This is a genomic window from Akkermansiaceae bacterium (assembly GCA_024233115.1).
Lineage (GTDB): Bacteria > Verrucomicrobiota > Verrucomicrobiia > Verrucomicrobiales > Akkermansiaceae > Oceaniferula.
In genome coordinates, this window is the sequence record JACKQB010000002.1 from 128,513 (window position 1) to 149,646 (window position 21,134).

Below are 21,134 nucleotides of genomic sequence, written 5' to 3' on the forward strand. Positions count from 1 at the left end.
CAGAGAAACCTCCACCCACCGGTGAATACACAAACAGTTTAATTATCTACGGCGACGCAGCAGCAGTACGAGACCACCCAGGCCGAGAAGAGCGGTAATTGATGGCTCGGGAACAGCGTTGACAGAGCCGTTTACCGTCCAGTTGTCAAGACGAGTTGCACTCGCACTATCGGTGTCGTTTTGCCTGTCATCATAAGCAATCCGAATCATAATCGTGCTCAATCCGTCGAATTGGCCAGCAGTGAAAGTGCCTTCACCGCCACCACTGGTTCCGGACATGCCGGTATCGGCAAACGTATTGAAATTAACGGTCTGGGTCGTAGCTGTACCGAGCGTTCCCTGGTTCCGGTATTCCACATCGGCCGCAAAAGCATCCACGCTTGTTCTGATGGCCCAATCGTTGGTACCATTAGCCGATTTGCCAATATCAAATGTAAGCGTATCCAGATCGAATGTGAATCCTGAGTCAGCGGTGATACTGAACTCCCAATACTGTCCGGAAGTCCAAGCCGCCGACATGTTATCCGCAGTGCCATTCTCAACACCCTGCCCCTCCGACGTAAATAGGTTTGCTTCGGAAGTGACTGAGTCATCAAAGTCAGGACTTGTCGGGCCGCCTGCGGAGAGGTGAGTGGCTAACACATCCGGAATTTTGTGGGTTGCGTCGTCATCAAAGTTGTATTGTACCAGGACAACGGCTTGAGAAGATAGGGTGCTCGCGCAGAGTGCAGCGCCGATGATTCCTAGAGTGGTTTTCATAGTAGTGGTTTTCATTGTATAATGAGTCGTTTTTTGTTAGGTGGACCTGGGCCTTGGGATGTGCAAGGCTAACTCAGATTCTTTGACTCCATCATACACATATTCCCAATCCTGCATATACCCAGAAAAGGGTATATTTTGACGAAAAGATGATGGATTTTGAAGGAGCGCACTTACGGCACAAACTTCACGCGCAGGGTCTGTCCCGACCTCAAACCCAGCCCCTGCGGAAAACGAACCACATAGCGACCATTTTCATGTTTGAAATCCGATGCGATCTCCTTGTCGTCAATCGTTGACAGTGCCGTTTTGGCCTGGGTGCCGTCAACCACATCCACAGCGAACTCTTTCAGATCAAGACTGCCATAGTGCAGAGCAAGCGATGCCGTCTGTTGCCCGCCCGCCACTTTCTGTGAAAAGCCACCCCACCCCTCGGCCGCCGTAAACCCTGCGCGGAAGTCTTCCGGCGTCAGCCGAGGGCCAAAGGCGAGTTTCCCTGCGGGTCCGTCATACTGGTAACCGCAGGCAGCCATGTAGGCACCGTAACTGGCCATCGCACGCGAGTAGTGGTCGCTGCACTCGATCTCGTTATACGGGTTTCGATCCTTGGGCTGGTAGCGGTCGTAGATCGCCTTACCGATGGCCAGGCCTTCTTCCGTCATCCCTTCCCAGATCATGTGGGCGGCGACCTGCCACTCAAAGCCGGTCATACATTCATTGAGATAGCCCGCGTAACTCTTCTTGCCGCTCTTGGGCTCGATTTTCCCATGGGGGAAAGTACACATCACCAGACCTGCGTCGCCCGCCGTGGCGTACCAGCGACCATTGGTCATCACCTTGCGGAAGGCACCTACATCGGGGGTGAAGTTATATTTCCAGAGCGCCTCCAGGCTCTTGCGGATTTTATCTTTGGGCAAAATGGGGTCAATACCGACATTCCAGAGCCATGAATCCCCCAGGACCTGGTCAATATGGCAGCCGTTGGTGGAACCGTGTTTTTCATGATCCGACTCACCGGGTTTATGGATGAAATAACCAAACTTCTCGTTCCAGAGCAGATCCACCATCGCGGGTGCCCCCTTGGCAACGATGCTTTCGTAGCGTTGCGCGACGGCAGGCTGGTCCATCTGTCGAGCCATCACCGCAGAGGCTTTGAGGGCTGCGTGGTAGAGGTTGATCAACCAATGCACTTGTCCATGCCATGGCTCGTCGAGCGTGTTGTGCTGCGGCCCTTCCAGCATGCCGTCCTCGTCGGCGTCCCATTTATGGATCACATGATCCATGGCTACCTTGACCCGGCTCCAAATGCTTTTGAGAAAGCTGTAGTCCGTCGTCATCTGGCTCTCGCGCAAGACACGTAGGATCGTACCGCAATTGCCATCGATGGCATCACCAAATTTTCCAGATCCATACCGATGCCGCATGACCCCGGACTTCGGGTCGAAGCCCAGGCCGAACTCGACCTTGTCCCGGCATTCGCGTTCGATCTGTGGGAACACCCGTGCCAGTCCCTGCGCATAATGCCAGACGTGTGTGCAGTTCCCCGGGCAGCATTTGACGCCTTCGTCAAAGTTGTAGTACTCGGGTTCCTTGCCGTGCGCACCGAGACGCTGCCCGAGCTGGGTTTGCACACAGTTCACAGTGACAAATGTGCGTTCCAGGAACCAGTACGGCAAGGTCGAGTCATACCAGGTATCCACCCATTTCCGGGTGGTGCCGTAGAGTTCATTTTCACGCTGGGCGACAGCGGCGGATGCGCCTGTTGCGGTTGGCCAGAGTGTTGCGTAATGATTGGGTGCCTTGAGGGTTTTACGCCCGAATTCCTTGGTATACTGGGTGATGGGAAAGCGCCAGGAAAGGGCAAAGCTGATAGTCTGGGACTCACCCGGTTTTAACTCGACCGATTTTCCAAGCGAAGCAAATGCCCGCTCACTGAAATCCAGCTCGCTAACCGCGCCGTTTTCCAGGCCGTCCGGCTTGGCAACAAACACACCAGCGCCGCCGGGCTGACGACGCGCGATATCCACAATGTCGGGTAATCCCCCGCCCATCAACCCCAACGCCATCGAGCCCATACCAAGGGCATTGGCAGCTTTGTTTTTACCTACTTTGATTTTCCCCATTGTCGCCGAGCATTCAACCGCTGAGAGGCTGTCCAATTCGCGGTACACACAGAGTCTCTTTCCAGACTTGGTGTTAGAAATGTTTTCAATCCAACCGGCAATCGCTACTTTCTGGTCACCCGGCGACGTGTTTTTGAGGGTGTAACGCATCACAATCACAGGGTAGCTGGAGTCATCCCGGTTGAGTGGAATAAACGGTGTGTAGGCCTGAAGTCGCACCTCCACCGGGCAGCTCGCATCAGCAAAATCCACAGTAGCCATGGGATACTGGTTGGTAAATTCCACCTTGGCAAACCCCTTGCCGTCCAGCGAAAACTCCTTACCTCCCGCCTTGATGGCGAAGCCCTGACTCATCGGGCACCGCGCGACATCCGGGCTGACAAATCGAGGTCCCTTGGGGGTGTTATTCTTCGTGTCACGCGCTCCACCCAGATTCCAATGCCAGAGCTGGCCATCACCGCCGAGATACACCTGTCCCGTGCAAATGCCATTGATCGGCATGCCGATATATTTCAAATCCGGTGCCGTCGCCGTCAGTGCCTCGCCCCGCGCATAGAGACCGGCAATCCAGTCCTTGCTCAACTTCTTGTCGGCGGGGATGATCTTGTCGAAATCCGCGGGCGAAAAGGGACCCGCCATCACCGGCACCCGACCGGCCGCCAGCAACGCCGCAGTCAGTCCGGTCGTTTTAAGGAAATTGCGCCGTGCTATCGACGTTGGGCTGCAAGTGTCGGAGGCCCCGCAACTGCTGTTGTCGAGGCGTGGGTGGATTGCTGTTTTTTTCATATTTTTTCGTTATTCCGCCGACTCATTGGTTGGGGTGACCTTACACTCAAAGCGTTTGAGATAAGGCAGCTTCCCGTCTGTCCCGATCTCAAGCCCCCAATGGGGAAGGCCTCCTTTGTCGCTAACGGAAATTGCCTCGGGGCGATAAAACCCACCCGCCCTTGGACCGTCTATCACATCGTGCGTTTTTGAAAAGTGGACACCATCGGCTGCATACTGGATCGTCTTGATAATGTCCGCCGGTCCGGTGTCCCCGATCATTGCCGCCACCCCCTGCCCCTGCGGCCAGGCCAAAACGGCATGGTTTCCCGGGATCACCGGATTATCCGGATGTTTGACATAGGGACCCTGCGGATGATCTGCGATAGCGAGCCCCATCTGGGTGTGTGATGGCTTTTTGCCCAACTGCCGTCCCTTGTAGTAGAGCCAGTATTTGCCTTCACGCACCATCAGGCAGGCATCGTCGATCAGGTGGCTGTCGAAGTCCTCCTGCTTGTCGCTGTTCCTTAACACCGGGTTGTTAGGCAATCGCAGCCATGGACCATCCGGTGAGTCGGCGACCGCAATCCCGATCCTGGAATCGGGCATCACCTTCGGCTTGGAGGAAATGCCTGTATAAAACAACCAGTATTTCCCCTCGGCGACCAGGATGTTAGGTGTAAAGACACTGGCTTCGTCCCAGGCACCGGAACCCGGCTTCCCCGTATTTCCCGTATTTCCCTTGTTCCCCTTGGCTAGCGCCATTCCTTTTTCTGTCCAGGCTTTGCCGTCCGGCGAGGTGGCATACCACAGCGTCGCATCGTAGCCGCTTTTTTTAGGCCCCTTGGAATACCACACGTAGTACAGCTCACCGACCTTGATGATATCGCTGGGGTCGCGACGCATCACGCCCTTCTCTGCACCAATTCCGGTCACATTCGAACGCGACACCACGACCTTGCCATAGTCCGCTCGTGATTTCGGCGAAGCGGACCCGGTCGACTGGGCGTATGCCGAGATGGTGCTCCATAAACCGATGATGAAAACCAGCTTGTTCATGTTAATTATTATACACAAACGCGACTTCCTGCCTATACCCTGTTTAGGGGAGGCGGTTTAAAAAGACGCGGCCGGACCATGCTGATGGCGCAGGACAGCTATCAGGATGGCGGGCATCACGCTGTCAATCCGCAAGGTGAATGCGGATTACCCAAAGCCTTTCAGCCACAACGATCAAGGCCAAATGGAAGTTTCCAGTATTGGTGGTTGCTCTTTTCGACTTTCAGGGCATCTTGTGCCCGCGTTGTCGCGCGGTATGTGCGATCCCGATGTCAGCAACACATACCGAACTTGACCCGTGTCTCTTTTTTAGACACTGGCAGACCTTGAGTCACGACACACCGTTCACCTTATGAAAGGACGGCTTGGCTCTACCCATCCCCTAACTACAAAACAAATATGAACCAATTTTCCGATCTCGGACTATCCGACGACCTCCTGCGTGCTGTAGCCGACAAAGGCTACGACACCCCCTCGCCCATCCAGGCCCAGGCCATACCCGCGGTGCTGAAGCGCAGGGATGTGATTGCATGCGCCCAGACGGGCACCGGCAAAACCGCTGGTTTCACCCTGCCGATGATCCAGATCCTGGATGAAACCGGCAGCCTCAAACCGTCGCGCTCCCGTCCCATCCGGGCACTGGTGCTGACCCCCACCCGCGAGCTTGCCGCCCAGGTGCAGGAAAGTATCAAGACCTATGGTGTCCACACCCATCTCAGGAGTGCGGTGGTGTTTGGTGGGGTCAAAATCAACCCGCAGATCCGCCAGCTCCGTGACGGTGTGGATATCCTGGTGGCAACGCCGGGCCGACTGCTAGACCTCTGCCAGCAGCGGGCGTGCAAACTCGACCAGGTGAATATGCTTGTGCTCGATGAAGCCGACCGCATGCTCGACATGGGATTTATCAACGACATCCGCAAGGTGATCAAGATGCTGCCGAAGAAACGTCAGAACCTTCTGTTCTCGGCGACCTTTTCCAAGGAGATCCGCGCCATGACCCAGGAGCTGTTGATGGATCCTATCAAAATCGAGATCAGCCCGGAAAAAACGACGGCTGAAAAGGTGCGGCAAACAGCCTACCGCTGTGATGCGGGAGCCAAGTCCGATCTCACGGTCAAGCTCATCAAGGACGGCAACTGGGAGCAGGTGCTTGTCTTCACCCGCACCAAGCACGGCGCGAACCGACTGAGTAAAAAGCTCGATGACTCGGGGATTCAATCCAGTGCCATCCATGGCAATAAAACCCAGGGTGCGCGCACCAAGGCGCTGCAAGGGTTCAAGGACGGCAAGGTCCGGGTGCTTGTCGCCACCGACATCGCAGCCCGTGGGCTCGACATAGCCAACCTCCCCCATGTGATCAATTTCGAACTGCCTAACATCCCCGAGGATTACGTGCACCGGATTGGCCGGACGGGACGGGCTGGTGAGGAGGGTGATGCCATTTCCCTGGTTTGTAATGATGAACGTCCCTACTTTACCGCCATTGAAAAACTCATTTCCCAGAAGATCCAACTCACCGACATTGAAGGCTTTGCCCCCCAGCTTTGGCCCGACCGGGCACCGACGGCGAGCGAGGTGCAAAAAGCAGCTGCGGCCCGTAAAAACGCGGCCCGCCAGGCACGTGGCCCCCGGCCTGCCCGCAGTCAGGCGGCCAAGAAAAAGGGTAAAACCCAGGGCAGCACGTTCCATTCTCCAGCCGGTGCCAAAACCGGTGGCCCGGGTGGCTCACGCAGAGGCAATACCCGGCGCAGGAACTCGAGAGGGCGCTAGTGCCGCCCTGGTAACGAATAAGCAATAACGGATAACTTCCCTCCCCCTACTTCTTTTTTTTCTTTTTGGCCGGTTTGTCGGGATTTTTGTCACCGGCGTGTTCGGGAGTAAAGTAATGGGGGGACGGGGTATGCTCGCGTGTCATGATGGCATCGATCTCTTTGGCGACATCAGGATGACCTGCTGCGACGTTTTTATTCTCGGCCGGGTCTTTGGACAGATCATAGAGCTTTACGGGGTCTTTGGTGCCCTTGCGGTAGCCTTTCCAGTTGCCCATACGGACACATTGCTGGAACGCCCCCTCGTAGATTTCAAAATACAGGAACCTGTGGGTGGTTTTCTGATCCTTGCCGAGCAGGGTGGGAAGGATTGAGATGCCGTCATTATCAGGAGCTTTGACACCTGCCATTTCAGCGGCCGTGGCCATGAGGTCGACCTGGGACGTCAGCAGGTCCGTGTTTGAGCCAGCCGCCACCTTCCCCGGCCAATAAGCCACCATAGGGGCGCGGATGCCACCTTCATAAAGTGAGCGTTTGGCGCCGCGCAGGCCACCAGAGCTCTGGAGGGCTTTGATAAACGGGCCATTGGCTCCGTTGTCCGAGGTGTAGATGATGAGCGTGTTGTCCGCGATACCCAACTCCTTGCACTTGGCGATGATGCGCCCCACCCCCTGGTCAAGCAGGGTCACCATCGCCGCGTAGTTTTTCACCGTCTGGCTCCACGGCTTGTCCGCGTAGTGCTTGAGACACGGGTCATCGTCCGGGATCACATATTTCCCATGCGGCGGCGTCCAGGCCGCGTAACAGAAAAAGGGGCCGTCCTTGTGGTCCTCGATGAACTTGATCGTCTGCTCCTCGATCAGGTAGTGGGTGTATGAACCTTTTTTGCCCCCCTCGTTTTTACGCAGTTTCACCTCTTTGCTGTTGCGGATGAGAAAGGTCGGGTAGTAGTCGTGGGCGTGGACCTGGTCGTAGTATCCATACCAGAGGTCAAAGCCATGTTTCTCGGGCACCCCTTCGGTCCCGACGTTACCGATCCCCCATTTTCCGAATCCGCCGGTGGCATACCCCGCCTTTTTCAGCAGGGAGGCCACGGTTGGTGTCCCCTTCACCGTCGGAAGCAGTCCATGCTTGGATTGGTTGGCGCGACGCAGCGCATGGCCTGGATGCATTCCGGTCATCAGCACACAGCGGGTCGGGCCACAGACGGCGTTACCGCTGTAGGCACGGTTGAACTGCATACCCTCTTTTGACATCCTGTCCATCACCGGAGTCTTGATGTGTTTCCCCCCATAGTTGGAAAAATCGCCAATCCCGGCGTCGTCGACCATGATGTAGATGATGTTGGGTTTGGCAGGAGCTGCGAAGGACAGCGTCGCAGCGCCAATGGCCGCGACGGCGTGGCTGAGAACAGAGTGTATTTTCATGGGTCAGTGGCTAAGGTCGGATCTGAAAGAACCTTCTTGCAAACCAGTATACACGGGAATGCTGTTGCTCTTACGCTCAAAACATCAACAATTTTCCTCACACGCACAAAGATTTCCCCCCGTTGTGACCACCGCCCTACCCGCACCACTCGTAAAAACGGCTCTCATCGCTTGGTTTTTCACCTTCCCGGGCGGATTGTGCCCGTTAATGAGCCAGGAAGCCGATGCCGTCGTGATGCCGCTTCGCTTCCGGGTCGAGGCCCGTGGGTTTGATGCCGGTGAGGAGGATATCACCAAGGTGCTGCAGTACGCCGGCCAGCCGCTCTGGAAACAGTTTCCCGGTTATCCAATAGAGCCCATCGTCGTCCAGCGGGGAAACCATGGCCCGATCACACTTTACAAACGCAACGACAAGGGGGAGGTCATCGTCAAACTCGATACCCAAAACACCTTCTGGAGCCAATACGCCTATCAATGGGCGCATGAACTGTGCCACGTCCTCTGCGGATACCGTGCCGACGGTGGCGACAACAAGTGGTTCGAGGAAACCCTCTGTGAGATGGCGTCGCTCTATTGCATGCGTGCCATGGCGGTCGATTGGGCCGCCAAGCCGCCCTATCCGCACTGGAGGAGCTACGCCCCCAGTTTGAAAAAGCATGCCGACACCACGATGGCGAAGTATGAGAAAGTGGACCTCAAGGGTCTGGCGGCCTTTTACAAAAAACACCATGCGGAACTCCGCAAGAACCCGACGCTACGCCCTCTCAATGGCGCGATGGCCGCTGCCATGTTGCCGGTATTTGAGAAAAACCCCGGTCACTGGGAGGCCATCCGCTACCTCAACACCACGCCTGCTAAAAAAGGACTCAGCCTGAAGGGGTATTTCACCAAGTGGAAAAAGGATGCCCCCAAGCAACATCACAACCTGATCGATGGCATCATGAAGGTGTATGGAGTGAAGTAGGGCGCGTTTTCAGCTTGCCCCTACTTGACGCTCTGCGGGTGGCGGATGGTGTTGTCGGGGTCATACTGCCTTTTCATCGCCCGGATCCGGTCGAGACCATCCCCGTAATACGCCTTTTCCCAGTTGTTGAAATGGATGTCCGGGTAATTCCGGTAGTGGTCGCCCACCCCGCTCGCGGCAAGCATCGCCTGCACCCTGGCCACGTTTTCCACGGCACGCTGCTCATGCTTGGGGTCGTCCCAGTAGGCTTGGATTTCCCCGAGCCATGGGTAGCTGCGATGAGGGTAAACCGACTGCCTGGCAAACTCCGGGTTGGCAATCCGGCCGCCAAGCGTATTGATCTGCCAGACCGTTCCCGACACACTGGCGACCTGCCTGGCGATCGCGGGAACCGCTTTGGCGATATGCTGGTAGTCGCGGTAATACCCCGCGGAAGCATTCTTGAAGGGAAGCGGACCGGGACGACCGTAGTAGCGCACGATCGCACTGCCCGTGGGGGCGGTCTGCACGGCTCCGGATTTCCAGGCTTTGGCACGCATGGGTTGAAACACCTTGTCAACGTGGGCCCCGGTCCCCTTGTCAAAAAAAGTCACCAGCACGGTCAAGCTCGAGCCATTGAGCACAAAGGCGGAGAACACGTCATCGGGCAGCTCCGTGGTCGCGACAAACCAGAGCCTGGCGAGTTCATCGACCTGGGCGGGTGTGAGTTTGCGGAATCCGAGCCTCTGGCTGCTGAACAGCCTGGGCGCGACCACCGTGTTGAAGCGCATCTCGGTGATGATACCAAAGTTACCGTTGCCGCCGCCCCGGCAGACATGCAGCAGTTCGGCTCCCTTGAGCGGATCGTCAGCGCTGTCATGAATCCGGCCGTGACCATCAACCATACGCAGACCGGTAAGATGGTCACAGGTCAGGCCGAATTTCCGGGCGAACAGCCCGTACCCACCCCCAAGGGCCAGGCCGGCCAGTCCGACGCCAGCACAGGAGCCGGAGGGTAACAAGCGGCCTTGGGAGAGAAGCAGCGAGCCGATTTGCCCCAGTCGACAGCCCGGTTGGGCTTTGACGGTGTGGTTCGTGTCATCGTAGTCCACCTTCACCATCCCTGAGAGATTGATGAGCATGCCCCCGTTGTTCGAACTGAACCCCTCGAAGCTATGCCCACCGCTTTTGACGGTCACCTGCAGCCTTTGGGCGCGGGCGTAGGCCACGGCCTGGGCAACCTCTTGCTCGGTGCTGCAATCGGCGACAAGGGCGGGTTGAAAGTGGAGCCGACTGTTAAAGAGCCTGCACGCGTCCACGTAACCTTCAGACTCCGGGCTAAGGAAGCGGAGTCTGGGGCTCACCTTGACAGCGGGTTCCCGGGCCGGGACTCTGCCGGAGCCCATCAAACACGCCAGGCTCCCCATCGACATCGTGCGAAGAAACCGGCGGCGTTCGTGGCTTTTTAACATGCCGTAAGTCTAGCGGCGCGGACCGGATACACCATCCATTTCCAGATCATTTTTGCGGCCCGCTGAGACAATACACGGACTGTCCACCCCAGCGAAAAAAGGTCTCCATAAGCACACTCAGCACGAGTCGACGTCCAATGTAGCAACGCAGAACCCCCGATGATTGAATGCACCGTAAATTTATTGGTATCTTTATATCTATCAAATAGATACTATCATTTATACTATTTTTCCTTCATAGGAAAACATCCTGAAAAGCTCATCAGACACCGCCATCTATCCACATGTTGTTCACAAATTTTTCACAAGTTGTCCACCACTTGTTAACATGCTTACCAACACCCTTATCAACCTCCTGCGCCCCTTCCCCCAACTTTGCCGGTCGACCTTCGATGGGCAGCACCCGGCACGTTTGGTTCACATTGCCATCCCCCACCGCCTGTTGGGAGTTTGTAACCATCCGCCCACGCAAGTCAATGCCCCCATTCCGATGAAATGGAGGCATTGGCCGAAGAGCTTGTGTCTTCTCTGTTTTTCCTATTTTTCTATTTTCCTATTCTTTTCAAGCTGCGGCGGAAGAAACTAGGGTAGTTTGATGACCGACTCACCTTCCATCTTCATGGGCCCCTCCATGTGCATGGTTCCAGCACCTCCCTGGATGGCGCCGTCCATGATCATTTTTCCCTCCATCTTGAAAGTGATGGCCACGCAATACTTGATCGACTGGAGTGTGGTGACTTTGCCGATCATCTGCATATCCATGCCCTCGTCGGTCTTCCCTTTGAGGTCGATCTCGGCTACGATGACCGCACAGTCGAGACCGGCGTGCTTTGCTATCGACTCAAAAGTGACCTTGAACGTCCCGGTCAGCTTGTCCATACCACCGCCGAACGAACTCAGGTGGGTAGGATCGACATCCCATGAATCACCCACTTTACGGGGAGTGTCACCGAAAATGTACTTTGCGTCAGGTTCTCCCATGTTTCTGGCTGTTTTCTCGATCGCCTTGGTTTGTTCGGGGGTGGCTGTGCCTTCCTTGAGTTTTCCCGCCCAAGCGTCACCGGTTTTGGTCAATACCACGGTTTGCCCGTGGAGTGGTTCGGTCTGGTCAGCTTGCGGCACAGGCTGGCCATTCATCTCCATGGACCCCCCTGCCTGGTCTTTTTGAATTTCAACGGTGATTTGAGTGTCACTGTCGATGGTCCTGACCTTTACGGATTCGCCGTGGCGGTTCATGGTTCCATTGATCTCCTGCCCCTGCATGGACATTTTCAGGACGGCATCCTTGAGGTTCATGGTATCCGTCTTTGTTTCCACGGTTCCGACAGGCAGAAGCAATGTTTCGCTGTAGAGAACATGTCCCACCGTAGCAGGGTCCACCGGGGCAGCGGATTCACCGGAGCCACTTCCGGTCGATGACGACTCCTTGCAGGAAGCCAGTAAAAACACACCTCCGAGGGAGGCGATCGGTATCATATATTTTAGTTTCATAGCCATGCCACACTGTCCAATCCACGGCGTAAAGCAATCACAAAAAGGGGCGTGAAATGAATCGCTGGCGGCGTATGGCTGCATGGTTTCCAACCGTATTGACAATCTGCCCAAGAGCTTGCAAAGCTCTTCTACTCTCCCAAAAAACACCTTGCCACCCGGAAGTGCCGCTATTTCAGTCCGGGAACCGGTTGGCTGGGTTTTTGCAACTCCAGCTCGGTGACGGTGTTCTCCGTAATCGATCCCGTTGACAGGGCCACCCCGTAGCCATTTTTGTTCGGAGCGATTCTCTTGGTCGTAATCGACAAATGGACCTGCTCCGAGAGGTTGAGTCCGTAGACCAGCGATCGGTAGGCCAGGTTTTTCCCCTTGGCCTTGATTTCAGCTTTCACCGATCCTGTTTCCGTGGTGTTCGTCGAAGAGGGCTCGGTTATCAGCACATGGATATCGAGTTCCGTTTCCAAGAGAGCGTATGGATGCCCCTGGTGGTTTATCACCTCCTTGAACCTCACCTTGCATGAACTCCCGGACTGAACCTGATAGCCAGGTTTTTGAAACGACGGGATTTGGGTTGGATCGACACACCAAACGTCCCCCACTTTGCGCGGCACAACTCCGTAAAGGATCAAGTCATCGGGCGTGTTATAGTCTATCAGGAACTCATCCAGGCCCTGCTGTTCGGCTTGGCTTGCCTCTCCCGATTTTAGACGGATATTCCACGTTTCGCCCTCTTTCGTGATCACAGCCACCTTGCCGTGTAGTGGATTCATGGTCTTTTGGGGGGCGGACGACTGAATTGCTTTTTCGGACTGGTCCGTTTTAACGTAGAGCGTAATCTGCTGGTCACTATCGATGACCCGACCGAAAACCTTGAGCTTGTCGGTGACAGATTCGGTTACCTGGGCAGGCTTCTGGTCTCCGGCATCGTAGCTGGTCTTGCTTTGATGGGTCTCACTGACCGTCGTGAGAAGAACGGTTCCCACGGGTAATGGCTGGGGTGACCGGTAGAGGATATGTTCACCCGCTTGTAGATCGGGTGTCCCGGCCCCGGGTTTCGCCAAAGGCCCACCACCGGCAGCCGCTCCATTTTCAGACCGGGCCTGAGCCTCCTCTTTCGGGGCCGGCGTTTCTATTGCGTCCGGTTTTTGGGTTTCTTTTTTACCACCGATAAACGGCAATTTATCACAGGAGCCAAGCAGAATAACCCCACATGCTAACATCATAAAAACAGGAGATGGCAGTTTGGGGCGGGAGTTCATGTTGCCCCTAAAATGGCTCCATCCGCCGATGACCTCAATCACAAATTGCCGGTGCACCGGTCATTCTATCCGTTACCGGGATGACTGGTTCAATGCGTAGCGAATTGCCAGTAGTCGCACTCCGGCGATGAAGGCGGTGGTAATGGGAATGCTGAATTTCTTTTCGAGGCCCAGGTGTTCCAAGCCTAACAAAAGCATCGCCCCCACCAAGGCGGCGGTGGCATAAATCTCCTTGCGGAAAACCAAGGGCACCTCTGTGCGCAGGATATCACGGATCACTCCCCCGAAGGTGGCCGTGACCACCCCCATACCCGCAGAAGCCCACCACGACATACCATGGTCCACCGCAACGTGCGTGCCAATACACACAAACACACCCAGACCGAAGGCATCAACCACGGATATCTCCCGACGGAATTTATCCCACAAAGCTGGAAAAACCGTCGCACAGGGTGTCGCAATCGCGGCGATGACCACATAGGCCGGGTCGATGAAAACGGGAGGGGGCACATCACCTATCAGAATGCTTCGCACAGTGCCACCGCCTGTCCCGGTGACGAGAGCCATCACGAAGGTCCCCCAAAAATCCATTCCCTTCTGCCTGCCAGCCAAGGCACCGGAAACGCAAAAGAGAAAAGTACCAATAATATCCCAATAATAGAGCATCACAGCAGGCAGGTTGTGAGATATGCGCGGCAAGTCTGGCTACAAGCCTTTGCGTGGCCGCCGTCCCATGATGAGCCGAAGTGCCGCAATGGGCAGCAAACCGATGGCTGCCGCTGCAACCGCGACTTTCAAGCCGGGATAGTGTCGCGCCTTGCCCCGCTGCAGGGCGGAAATGCCTTCGGCAACAACTTGCTCGCTGCTGACGTAAACCATTTCCCCGCCGGGGGTCACATTGGCGTGCCCGCCGCGCTGGGCGACGCTACCAAACGCGGTATGCACAGGACCGGGACACAGGGCCAACACGTTGATCCCGTGACTCCTGAGTTCGATGCGTAGCGCTTCAGAAAAACTGGTGACGTATGCCTTGGTGGCCGCGTAAACCGCGAAGTCAGGGATCGGCAGAATACTCGCCAATGAGCTGACATTGAGGATATCCCCTCCTCCACCCGCGATCATTCCCGGTAGGAATCCGTGAGTCAGATGAGTCAGTGCCACCATGTTCACCTGCATCATCGAATCCACTTTCCGCCATGACGATGAGCTGAATTCACCGTAGTCGCCCATCCCGGCGTTATTGACTAACAGGTCAGGCGTGAACGCCATCGCTTCAAGCATTTTAAAAAGCCCTTCCCGGTCACCGACATGCGTTAGATCCGTAGGCACACAATGAACCTCGGTGCCGGGTGACGACAGGTCAAGCTCGCTGGCAAGCTGTTTCAGCAGGTCACCACGTCGGGCCACCAGGATCATGGCTTCGCACTCCGGTGCAAGCTGCCGGGCAAACTCAGCCCCCAGACCCGAAGACGCCCCGGTGACCAGGGCGCAACGGTATCGCCGTGAGGTGTCCGCTACCGGAGAGGTGTGCATGTTGATACCTAGGCAGGTGCTTGTTGTGGCTTCTGCTGCGCGTCAACCTTCACAATACGCAGCGGCAGACGTTGGATCAGCTCGTCATCGATACTGATATCGATGAAGTAGACACCGGCCTCGGAGAACTTGAGCCCTTGCAGGTTGAGGATCAGGTTGCGGTGCAGGAACGGCACATTGTCGGGAAGCTCAACGGGCATATCAGCATCGATGGGCATTTTCTCATCGAGGGATTTGCCATCACCATCGATGATGTTGACCGAGAACTTGTGGGGACCGTTGTCGTCCGGTGTAATACACAGACGCAGGGCGAGGCAGCAATGTGGCTGGACCACAGGCAATGCTGGCGCGGCAAGCACGTCAATCGTTCCGGAAACAACCATTTTACCGTTATAATCAGCGGCAAAATCACAGAGAGTAGCAATTTGAATATCCATAGTCAGATGCCTTTATCGCAGGCGCAGCTTGTTTGCACCTAAATGGTTGACTAGTCCACCCATAAAAACGGGAAATGTCTTAGTCGGACTGACCGGACTCAAGCTGATCCAGGCGGCTGCGAAGCTCCCTCACGGTGGCCGCCAGCTTCGGTAACCTGGCGACGTGTGCTTTGACTTTCAGGGTTTCCTTTATTTTGCGCGCCGGCATGCCCATGTAGACCTCACCTCCATCCAAGTCCCCCATGACCCCGGCCTTGGCGGTGACGATGGCATGATCACCAATCTTGATATGGCCCACACAACCCGATTTTGCCGCCATGGTAACGTAGTTGCCAAGCTTGGCACTGCCCGACAGCCCGGACTGCGCCACCACCAGGCAATGCTTCCCGGTCGTCACGTTGTGCCCGATCTGGACCAGGTTATCGATCTTGGTTCCTTCCCCGACAACCGTTTTACCAAACCGCGCCCGGTCGATGGTTGAATTCGCCCCGATTTCCACATCGTCTCCCAGGACAACGATTCCGACCTGATCGACTTTGACATGTTTGCCATCAACCAGTTCGTAGCCATAGCCATCGGAGCCGATGACACAGCCAGGTTGTAAAATCACCCTGTTGCCGATGATGCAGCCTTCACGAATCGTGGTATTGGCGTGAAACAAACAGTTTTCGCCAATCCTGACCCCTGCCCCGACGACCGAGCCTGATCCGATTTCGGTGCCGTTGCCAATGCTGGCCCCGGATTCAATGACGGCACCGGCCTTGACACAGACTTGCTCAGGGTCGAGCTCCGCATCCTCGGCAATGTGGGCGGCGGGGGAAATCCCCGGAACAAACTTTGGCCCCTGACTGATAAAATGTTTCACCACCTGGCCAAACGAGAAGGATGGATTCTCGACTTCGATCAGAGCCACCGATTCCTTCGGCGCGGGGTCAGCCGGGACAGCAGACGACACCAGAACCGCACTGGCGTCGGTCTCCAGGAAGTCGTGGTAGTATTTTTCATTTCCTAAAAAGGAAACATCCCCGGAGTCGGCCTCATCGAGCGATGCCACACCTGTAATGTCAGCAGCATTGCCCGGGCGAATCAATTTCCCTCCCGTCAGCGAGACGAGTTCATCCAGTGTTAGTTTCATGACGCGATGAGCTACTTCGGATTAGTTTCCCTCCCCTTCATTCAGGCGCGTGATGATCTCATCGGTGATGTCGACCGCTCCCTCAAGATGGACAAACAGGGGGACGTTACGCGTCGTGTGCCCTCCCGTCTCAATGACCATGTGGTATTTCTTTTCCAAGGCGTAGACTTGAATCGACTGGGTAATCTGGTCGAGAATCAGCTTGGCTTCGCTGGAGATCTCATTGGCAAGCTGGCGTTTTCCCTTTTCGAAAAAGTCACGCCGGTCCTGTTCGAGAGCCACAGCATCCCGACCGAGACTACGGAACTTGGCATCCATTTTCGCTTTGTCCTCGGCACTCATGGTGCCCTCATTCGCCTTGTACTGCTGGTGCATGCGGCTGCGCTCCATCTGGTATTCGTTGATCACCGCCAGACGGTCATTGTTTTCCTTCTCCAGCGATTCCTTGGTATCTTCGATCTTTTTCTGGGATTCCTTCGAATACTTCCATTCATTGAAAACCTTACGCACATCGACCGATGCAATACGCATCCCTTGGCTCATCTCATCGGTTTTCTCTTGGCCATGGGCAGAGCTGCCGACCATGGCCACAACCATCGGGAGTAAAAAGGCGAACTTCATGGGGAAATTGATACTTTTAATACTTAAGATAAGCAAGCATTATGCGGAAATCTCTGACACAATGTTCTTTCCAGCGATGCCCTCTTCCCCTAGCACGGGCGGCGCTCCCATCCGACCACACTCTCTCCCACAACCAAAACCACATCACCGTGACTGATCCAAGCCTAGCCACACTTCCAGAAACCGAACTGCTCGCTCCCGCCGGCTGCTTTCCCTCATTGCAGGCAGCCATCGACAATGGAGCGGATTCCGTTTATTTCGGTCTCGCCCAGCTCAACATGCGGGCACGGGCACGCAGGTCGTTCAATGTGCCGGACCTGAGGGAAATCATCACCCGGCTTCACGATGCCGGGGTCAAGGGGTGCCTGACACTCAACACACTGCTCTACGAACACGATCTGAACCTCGCACGCAAGATGCTGGAAACAGCCAGGGAGGAAAATGTCGACGCCGTGATTCTCTCCGATATGGCGGCGATGCAGATGGCCAATGAACTCGGGCTGGAAGTCCACTTGTCGACCCAGCTTTCACTTTCCAACTACGATTCCGTCAAATTCTACGCCCCTTACTGCGACCGCGTGGTGCTCGCACGCGAGTTGAATTTGAAAATGATCAAGTCGATCTACGATAAAATCAAGGCCAACGGCCTGGTCGGCCGGGCTGGTCGGGAAATGGAAATCGAAGCCTTCGCCCACGGCGCCCTCTGTATCGCGGTATCGGGCCGGTGCGGCATGAGTCTGTTCACCTCCAACGCCTCGGCCAATCGCGGCGCCTGTGAGCAGAACTGCAGGAAAGAATACACCGTCACCGATACGGAAACCGGCAAGCAGTTGAAGGTGGATAACAACTTTATCATGAGCCCTAACGACATCGCCACCCTCGATTTCATGGACGAGTTCCTCAAGGCGGGCATCCGGGTGCTCAAGATCGAAGGCCGCGGTCGCAGCCCGGAATACGTCGCCACCGTCACCCGCGCCTACCGCAAGGCCATCGACGCCGTGCATGCCGGCGAATTCAACAAGGAGTTTGTCAAATCCCTCTACCCCCAGTTAGAGACTGTCTACAACCGCGGTCTCTCCAGCGGCTACTACCTCGGTCGCGAACAAGGATGGTCGGCCGACTACGGCAACAAGTCCAAACGTCGCAAAGTCCTCGTCGGCCACGTCGCCCACGCCTACCGCAAAGCGGGTGTCATCGAAGTCCGGTCATCCGCCACCACGTTGAAAACAGGCGACGACATCCTCGTCATCGGCAACTCCACCGGTGTCATCGAAGGCAAGGTCGGAGAAATGCGCGTCCTCCTGGAAAACGGGGACATGATTGTCTCAGATGAATGCTCTAACGGCCAGACCCTGACCTTAAAGGTCGCTGGCAAGATCCGCACCAACGACAAGCTGTTCAAAGTCGAAGACGCCTGACCCCCGCCCCCCGACAACCATGGTCAAAATCCGTCATAAGAAACCCGAGTGCATCGGCTGCCGTCTCTGCGCCGACGTCGCACCGCAGTATTTCGAGATGGATGACGAAGGCCTCGCACAGCTCATCAACTCCACACCCCAAGGCGTTTTCCAAATCGCCGAGGGTTTTGACGAGGATCTGGAGGAGCTCCAACAAGCCGAGGAAGGCTGCCCGGTGGATATTATTTACATCAACAAGTAGTCGTCCAGTCACCCCACCCGATCCTTTTCATTGTCCTGGCACCGCTCTGTCTATTCATAATCCAGGCACGTCCCTGACCGGAATCTCATTTGCGGCAGAAAAATTTCCATCAGCAGGAATCGAGCGAGGCTGGGCGAGGCTGGGCGAGGGACGATTATTAACTCGACGACCATCAAGGAGTTGATATTGTCTGATGTTAGCTGTTACCCCCCGGTTCACCAAAATCATCGCGTCTGTGGAATCACTGCTGTCAACCTTCTTTTGTCTGCATCAGCCACCGTGCGTCGGGTTCTGCCGAGGTCATCACTACCATGAAAACAACCATCCTCCTCGCCACACTCGCCGTTTATTGTAGCCTCATACCAGCAAATGCCCGTGAGATTCTTTCATCCCTCCGGCCTGCGGAAGCCAAAGCGCTTGCCGCCGCCGAGGAGGGATTGAAAAAGGAAACCACCGCGCGACTCGGGTCAGCAAGCGCGACTACCGTGGCCGGCGCCAAGGAAATCCTCGCGCTCCTTGCCAAGCCCCGCATTGCACCAGGCAAAAACGTCGCTCTCAACGGGAAATGGAAAGTCCGCAGTTGCCAGGTCAATCAAACCGGCGTGTATTGCTACCCGTTTTTACCCTGTGAATTCCGGATGGAAACAGAAACATCCATCAATCTCATCAAGAACACCGGGTCCCAGCGCCGCATGGGGGTCATCGGCGACGACGGCAAAGGAAATCTCATGTTTATCGGCGCCAAGTATTATCAGGGCGAGCCCCCCGGAGCCTACAGCGGCTTTCAAGCCGAGGGGGTCAAAACCAAGCCTGAGCGCGACAGCTATGGTTACCTGTATCGGCTTGGAAAAGACCATCTGATCCTCATTTTCGGTGAAACCGTTTACGGCCGGGAAATCTACGAATTCAAGAAAAACTGAGATGGATGCCGCCAGGCCAGCGGGAGAAAACGCGAACAGGTCCGGGCTTTTCGGCTGTCTGGGCATCGGCGTGGCCGTGCTTGCCCTCGTGGCCGTGATCGTCATCGCCATCAACCGGTATCAGGATAACAAAAACGAAGAAATCCGCACGCAATGGCTCGAACCGTGGTGCCAAGCCATCGGCGAAGGCCGGGCCGAGGATGCATGGCACACATTGACGACGGAGGGTTACCGGAAAGACCGGAACAAAGACAAATACCTCGCGAACTATCAGGAGGCGTCAAAGAAATGGGGCAAACTGGTCTCCGCCACGGTCTTCAACAGCCAAGGTACAAAGCAACCCGGCCGCCCCCCCTTCCAGACCGCAAAAGTGCAGACATTCTGGGAAGACAACGGTAAAAAAATCCAGATCAATCTATACATCGAATTGATCAAAGACGCGGATGGCATTTACCGACAAGACGGCGGCTACATCGGCAGCACCGAAAACCCCGGAGCAAACATGCCCGGCGGCCCATGGTAGTTTTTTCCAACATAAAAAAGAGGGGTGTTTCTCTCCAAGAACGGCCTGGATGCAGCTCTTACGTCCTCCCTTTTTAGGAAAAGAAAGCTCGTCGGCTTCACGGCGGTCGAAACGAACACCGGCGAAGCCTGCAAAGACTTCGCTACGCACGTCTCATGCCATAAAAACGCGGAGCCACCTAACAAGGCAACCCCGCGTGGGATGATTCGTTTTTCTAACAATAATTAGATAAGGTCGGCAACGGCCTCGCGCTCTTCGCGGAGCTCTTGGACGGTGGCGTCGACTTTCTCGCGGGAGAATGCGTCGAGTTCAACACCGGGGACAACGTCCCAGCGGCCATCGGCATCCACCTTGATGGGCATGGAGGCGATCAGGCCGGCATCGATGCCGTAAGATCCGTCGGAACAGACTGCAACGCTGGTCCAGTCGCCATCCGGCGTTGGTGTGGTCAGGCTGCGGACGGTGTCGACGACACCATTGGCGGCAGAAGCGGCGGATGAAGCACCACGTGCGGCGATGATCGCGGCACCGCGCTGCTGCACGGTCTTGATGAACTCACCCTGGAGCCAGTCGGTGTCGGTGATGACCTCGGTGACGGGTTTGCCATTGATTTTGGCGTTGGTGTAGTCGGGATACTGGGTGGCGGAGTGGTTGCCCCAGATGCACATGTTGGTGATGTCGCTGTTGTGGCAACCGGCCTTGGCGGCGAGCTGGGACTTGGCGCGGTTCTCGTCGAGGCGGGTCATGGCGAAGAAACGGTCGTTGGGCACGCCGTCGGCATTATTCATGGCGATCAGGGCGTTGGTGTTGCAGGGGTTTCCGACAACCAGCACACGGACGTCATCGGCGGCATTGGCGGCAATCGCCTTGCCCTGTCCGGTGAAGATACCGCCGTTGACCTTGAGCAGGTCACCGCGCTCCATACCGGGGCCACGTGGGACGGAGCCAACCAGCAGTGCCCAGTTGGCACCCTTGAAACCTTCGTTGAGGTCAGAGGTGGCAACGATCTCGTTGAGCAGCGGGAATGCGCAGTCGTCGAGCTCCATGATCACACCCTGGAGTGCTTTCATGCCTGGCTCGATCTCGATGAGACGAAGATTGACGGGTTGATCCGGGCCGAACATGGCGCCGGATGCGATACGGAAGAGCAGTGCATAACCGATCTGGCCGGCAGCACCTGTGACTGAAACAGTGATAGGTGGTTTCATAGTTATTTTGGGTCGAAATGGAATAGCCACA

General features: G+C 56.0%; 19 protein-coding genes. 6 read left to right on the top strand and 13 right to left on the bottom strand.

What is annotated here, in order from left to right; all coding sequences use genetic code 11:
• Positions 1 to 42: 42 nt before the first annotated feature.
• The 3 genes from H7A51_04685 to H7A51_04695 all read right to left on the bottom strand — a co-directional run bounded on the left by H7A51_04685 (position 43) and on the right by H7A51_04695 (position 4,706).
• On the bottom strand, positions 43 to 759 hold the full coding sequence (locus tag H7A51_04685) for a PEP-CTERM sorting domain-containing protein (protein ID MCP5535517.1): 717 nt from the start codon (positions 757 to 759) through the stop codon (positions 43 to 45).
• Positions 760 to 932: 173 nt separating this feature from the next.
• On the bottom strand, positions 933 to 3,668 hold the full coding sequence (locus H7A51_04690) for a glucosylceramidase (GenBank protein ID MCP5535518.1): 2,736 nt from the start codon (positions 3,666 to 3,668) through the stop codon (positions 933 to 935).
• Between the two features lie 9 nt (positions 3,669 to 3,677).
• Entirely contained in the window at positions 3,678 to 4,706 is a 1,029-nt protein-coding gene (locus H7A51_04695; GenBank protein MCP5535519.1) for a family 43 glycosylhydrolase, read from the bottom strand.
• 399 nt (positions 4,707 to 5,105) lie between these two features.
• Here H7A51_04695 and H7A51_04700 point away from each other — a divergent pair, with 399 nt between their 5' ends.
• Complete coding sequence (locus H7A51_04700) at positions 5,106 to 6,476, top strand: DEAD/DEAH box helicase (GenBank protein MCP5535520.1); 1,371 nt, start codon at positions 5,106 to 5,108, stop codon at positions 6,474 to 6,476.
• 46 nt (positions 6,477 to 6,522) lie between these two features.
• Here the strand turns inward: H7A51_04700 and H7A51_04705 are convergent, their stop codons facing one another.
• Positions 6,523 to 7,902 (bottom strand): arylsulfatase, encoded by a 1,380-nt coding sequence (locus H7A51_04705; protein MCP5535521.1) that lies wholly within the window; start codon positions 7,900 to 7,902, stop codon positions 6,523 to 6,525.
• Between the two features lie 124 nt (positions 7,903 to 8,026).
• Here H7A51_04705 and H7A51_04710 point away from each other — a divergent pair, with 124 nt between their 5' ends.
• Complete coding sequence (locus H7A51_04710; GenBank protein ID MCP5535522.1) at positions 8,027 to 8,866, top strand: hypothetical protein; 840 nt, start codon at positions 8,027 to 8,029, stop codon at positions 8,864 to 8,866.
• A gap of 20 nt (positions 8,867 to 8,886) precedes the next feature.
• Here the strand turns inward: H7A51_04710 and H7A51_04715 are convergent, their stop codons facing one another.
• From H7A51_04715 to H7A51_04750, 8 genes are all read right to left on the bottom strand, one after another.
• The gene (locus H7A51_04715) at positions 8,887 to 10,317 is read right to left on the bottom strand and encodes an FAD-binding oxidoreductase (GenBank protein MCP5535523.1); all 1,431 of its coding nucleotides are present in this window, start codon (positions 10,315 to 10,317) and stop codon (positions 8,887 to 8,889) included.
• 582 nt (positions 10,318 to 10,899) lie between these two features.
• A complete protein-coding gene (locus tag H7A51_04720; protein MCP5535524.1) occupies positions 10,900 to 11,808 on the bottom strand; it encodes a hypothetical protein in 909 nt (302 codons plus the stop codon).
• A 170-nt stretch (positions 11,809 to 11,978) separates the two neighbouring features.
• Complete coding sequence (locus tag H7A51_04725) at positions 11,979 to 13,031, bottom strand: hypothetical protein (protein ID MCP5535525.1); 1,053 nt, start codon at positions 13,029 to 13,031, stop codon at positions 11,979 to 11,981.
• Between the two features lie 108 nt (positions 13,032 to 13,139).
• Positions 13,140 to 13,766, bottom strand: a complete 627-nt coding sequence (locus H7A51_04730; GenBank protein ID MCP5535526.1) for a trimeric intracellular cation channel family protein — start codon at positions 13,764 to 13,766, stop codon at positions 13,140 to 13,142.
• Between the two features lie 6 nt (positions 13,767 to 13,772).
• Positions 13,773 to 14,552 (bottom strand): SDR family oxidoreductase, encoded by a 780-nt coding sequence (locus H7A51_04735; GenBank protein MCP5535527.1) that lies wholly within the window; start codon positions 14,550 to 14,552, stop codon positions 13,773 to 13,775.
• A 56-nt stretch (positions 14,553 to 14,608) separates the two neighbouring features.
• The gene (locus tag H7A51_04740) at positions 14,609 to 15,037 is read right to left on the bottom strand and encodes a hypothetical protein (GenBank protein MCP5535528.1); all 429 of its coding nucleotides are present in this window, start codon (positions 15,035 to 15,037) and stop codon (positions 14,609 to 14,611) included.
• A gap of 79 nt (positions 15,038 to 15,116) precedes the next feature.
• Entirely contained in the window at positions 15,117 to 16,172 is a 1,056-nt protein-coding gene (gene lpxD / locus H7A51_04745) for a UDP-3-O-(3-hydroxymyristoyl)glucosamine N-acyltransferase (GenBank protein MCP5535529.1), read from the bottom strand.
• Positions 16,173 to 16,193: 21 nt separating this feature from the next.
• Positions 16,194 to 16,793 (bottom strand): OmpH family outer membrane protein, encoded by a 600-nt coding sequence (locus H7A51_04750; protein ID MCP5535530.1) that lies wholly within the window; start codon positions 16,791 to 16,793, stop codon positions 16,194 to 16,196.
• 41 nt (positions 16,794 to 16,834) lie between these two features.
• On the opposite strand from H7A51_04750, the gene H7A51_04755 reads away from it, so the two are divergent.
• The 4 genes from H7A51_04755 (at position 16,835) to H7A51_04770 (ending at position 19,895) form a co-directional block, all read left to right on the top strand.
• Positions 16,835 to 18,211, top strand: coding sequence for a U32 family peptidase (locus tag H7A51_04755; GenBank protein ID MCP5535531.1), 1,377 nt, complete (start codon positions 16,835 to 16,837; stop codon positions 18,209 to 18,211).
• 19 nt (positions 18,212 to 18,230) lie between these two features.
• The gene (locus tag H7A51_04760; protein MCP5535532.1) at positions 18,231 to 18,452 is read left to right on the top strand and encodes a ferredoxin; all 222 of its coding nucleotides are present in this window, start codon (positions 18,231 to 18,233) and stop codon (positions 18,450 to 18,452) included.
• 311 nt (positions 18,453 to 18,763) lie between these two features.
• A complete protein-coding gene (locus H7A51_04765; protein ID MCP5535533.1) occupies positions 18,764 to 19,372 on the top strand; it encodes a DUF4893 domain-containing protein in 609 nt (202 codons plus the stop codon).
• A gap of 1 nt (position 19,373) precedes the next feature.
• Positions 19,374 to 19,895 carry a hypothetical protein gene (locus H7A51_04770; protein ID MCP5535534.1) on the top strand — a complete coding sequence of 174 codons (522 nt, stop codon included), beginning with the start codon at positions 19,374 to 19,376 and terminating at the stop codon, positions 19,893 to 19,895.
• Between the two features lie 224 nt (positions 19,896 to 20,119).
• Here H7A51_04770 and H7A51_04775 read toward each other — a convergent pair whose 3' ends face one another.
• Positions 20,120 to 21,103, bottom strand: a complete 984-nt coding sequence (locus H7A51_04775) for a malate dehydrogenase (GenBank protein ID MCP5535535.1) — start codon at positions 21,101 to 21,103, stop codon at positions 20,120 to 20,122.
• Positions 21,104 to 21,134: the final 31 nt, after the last annotated feature.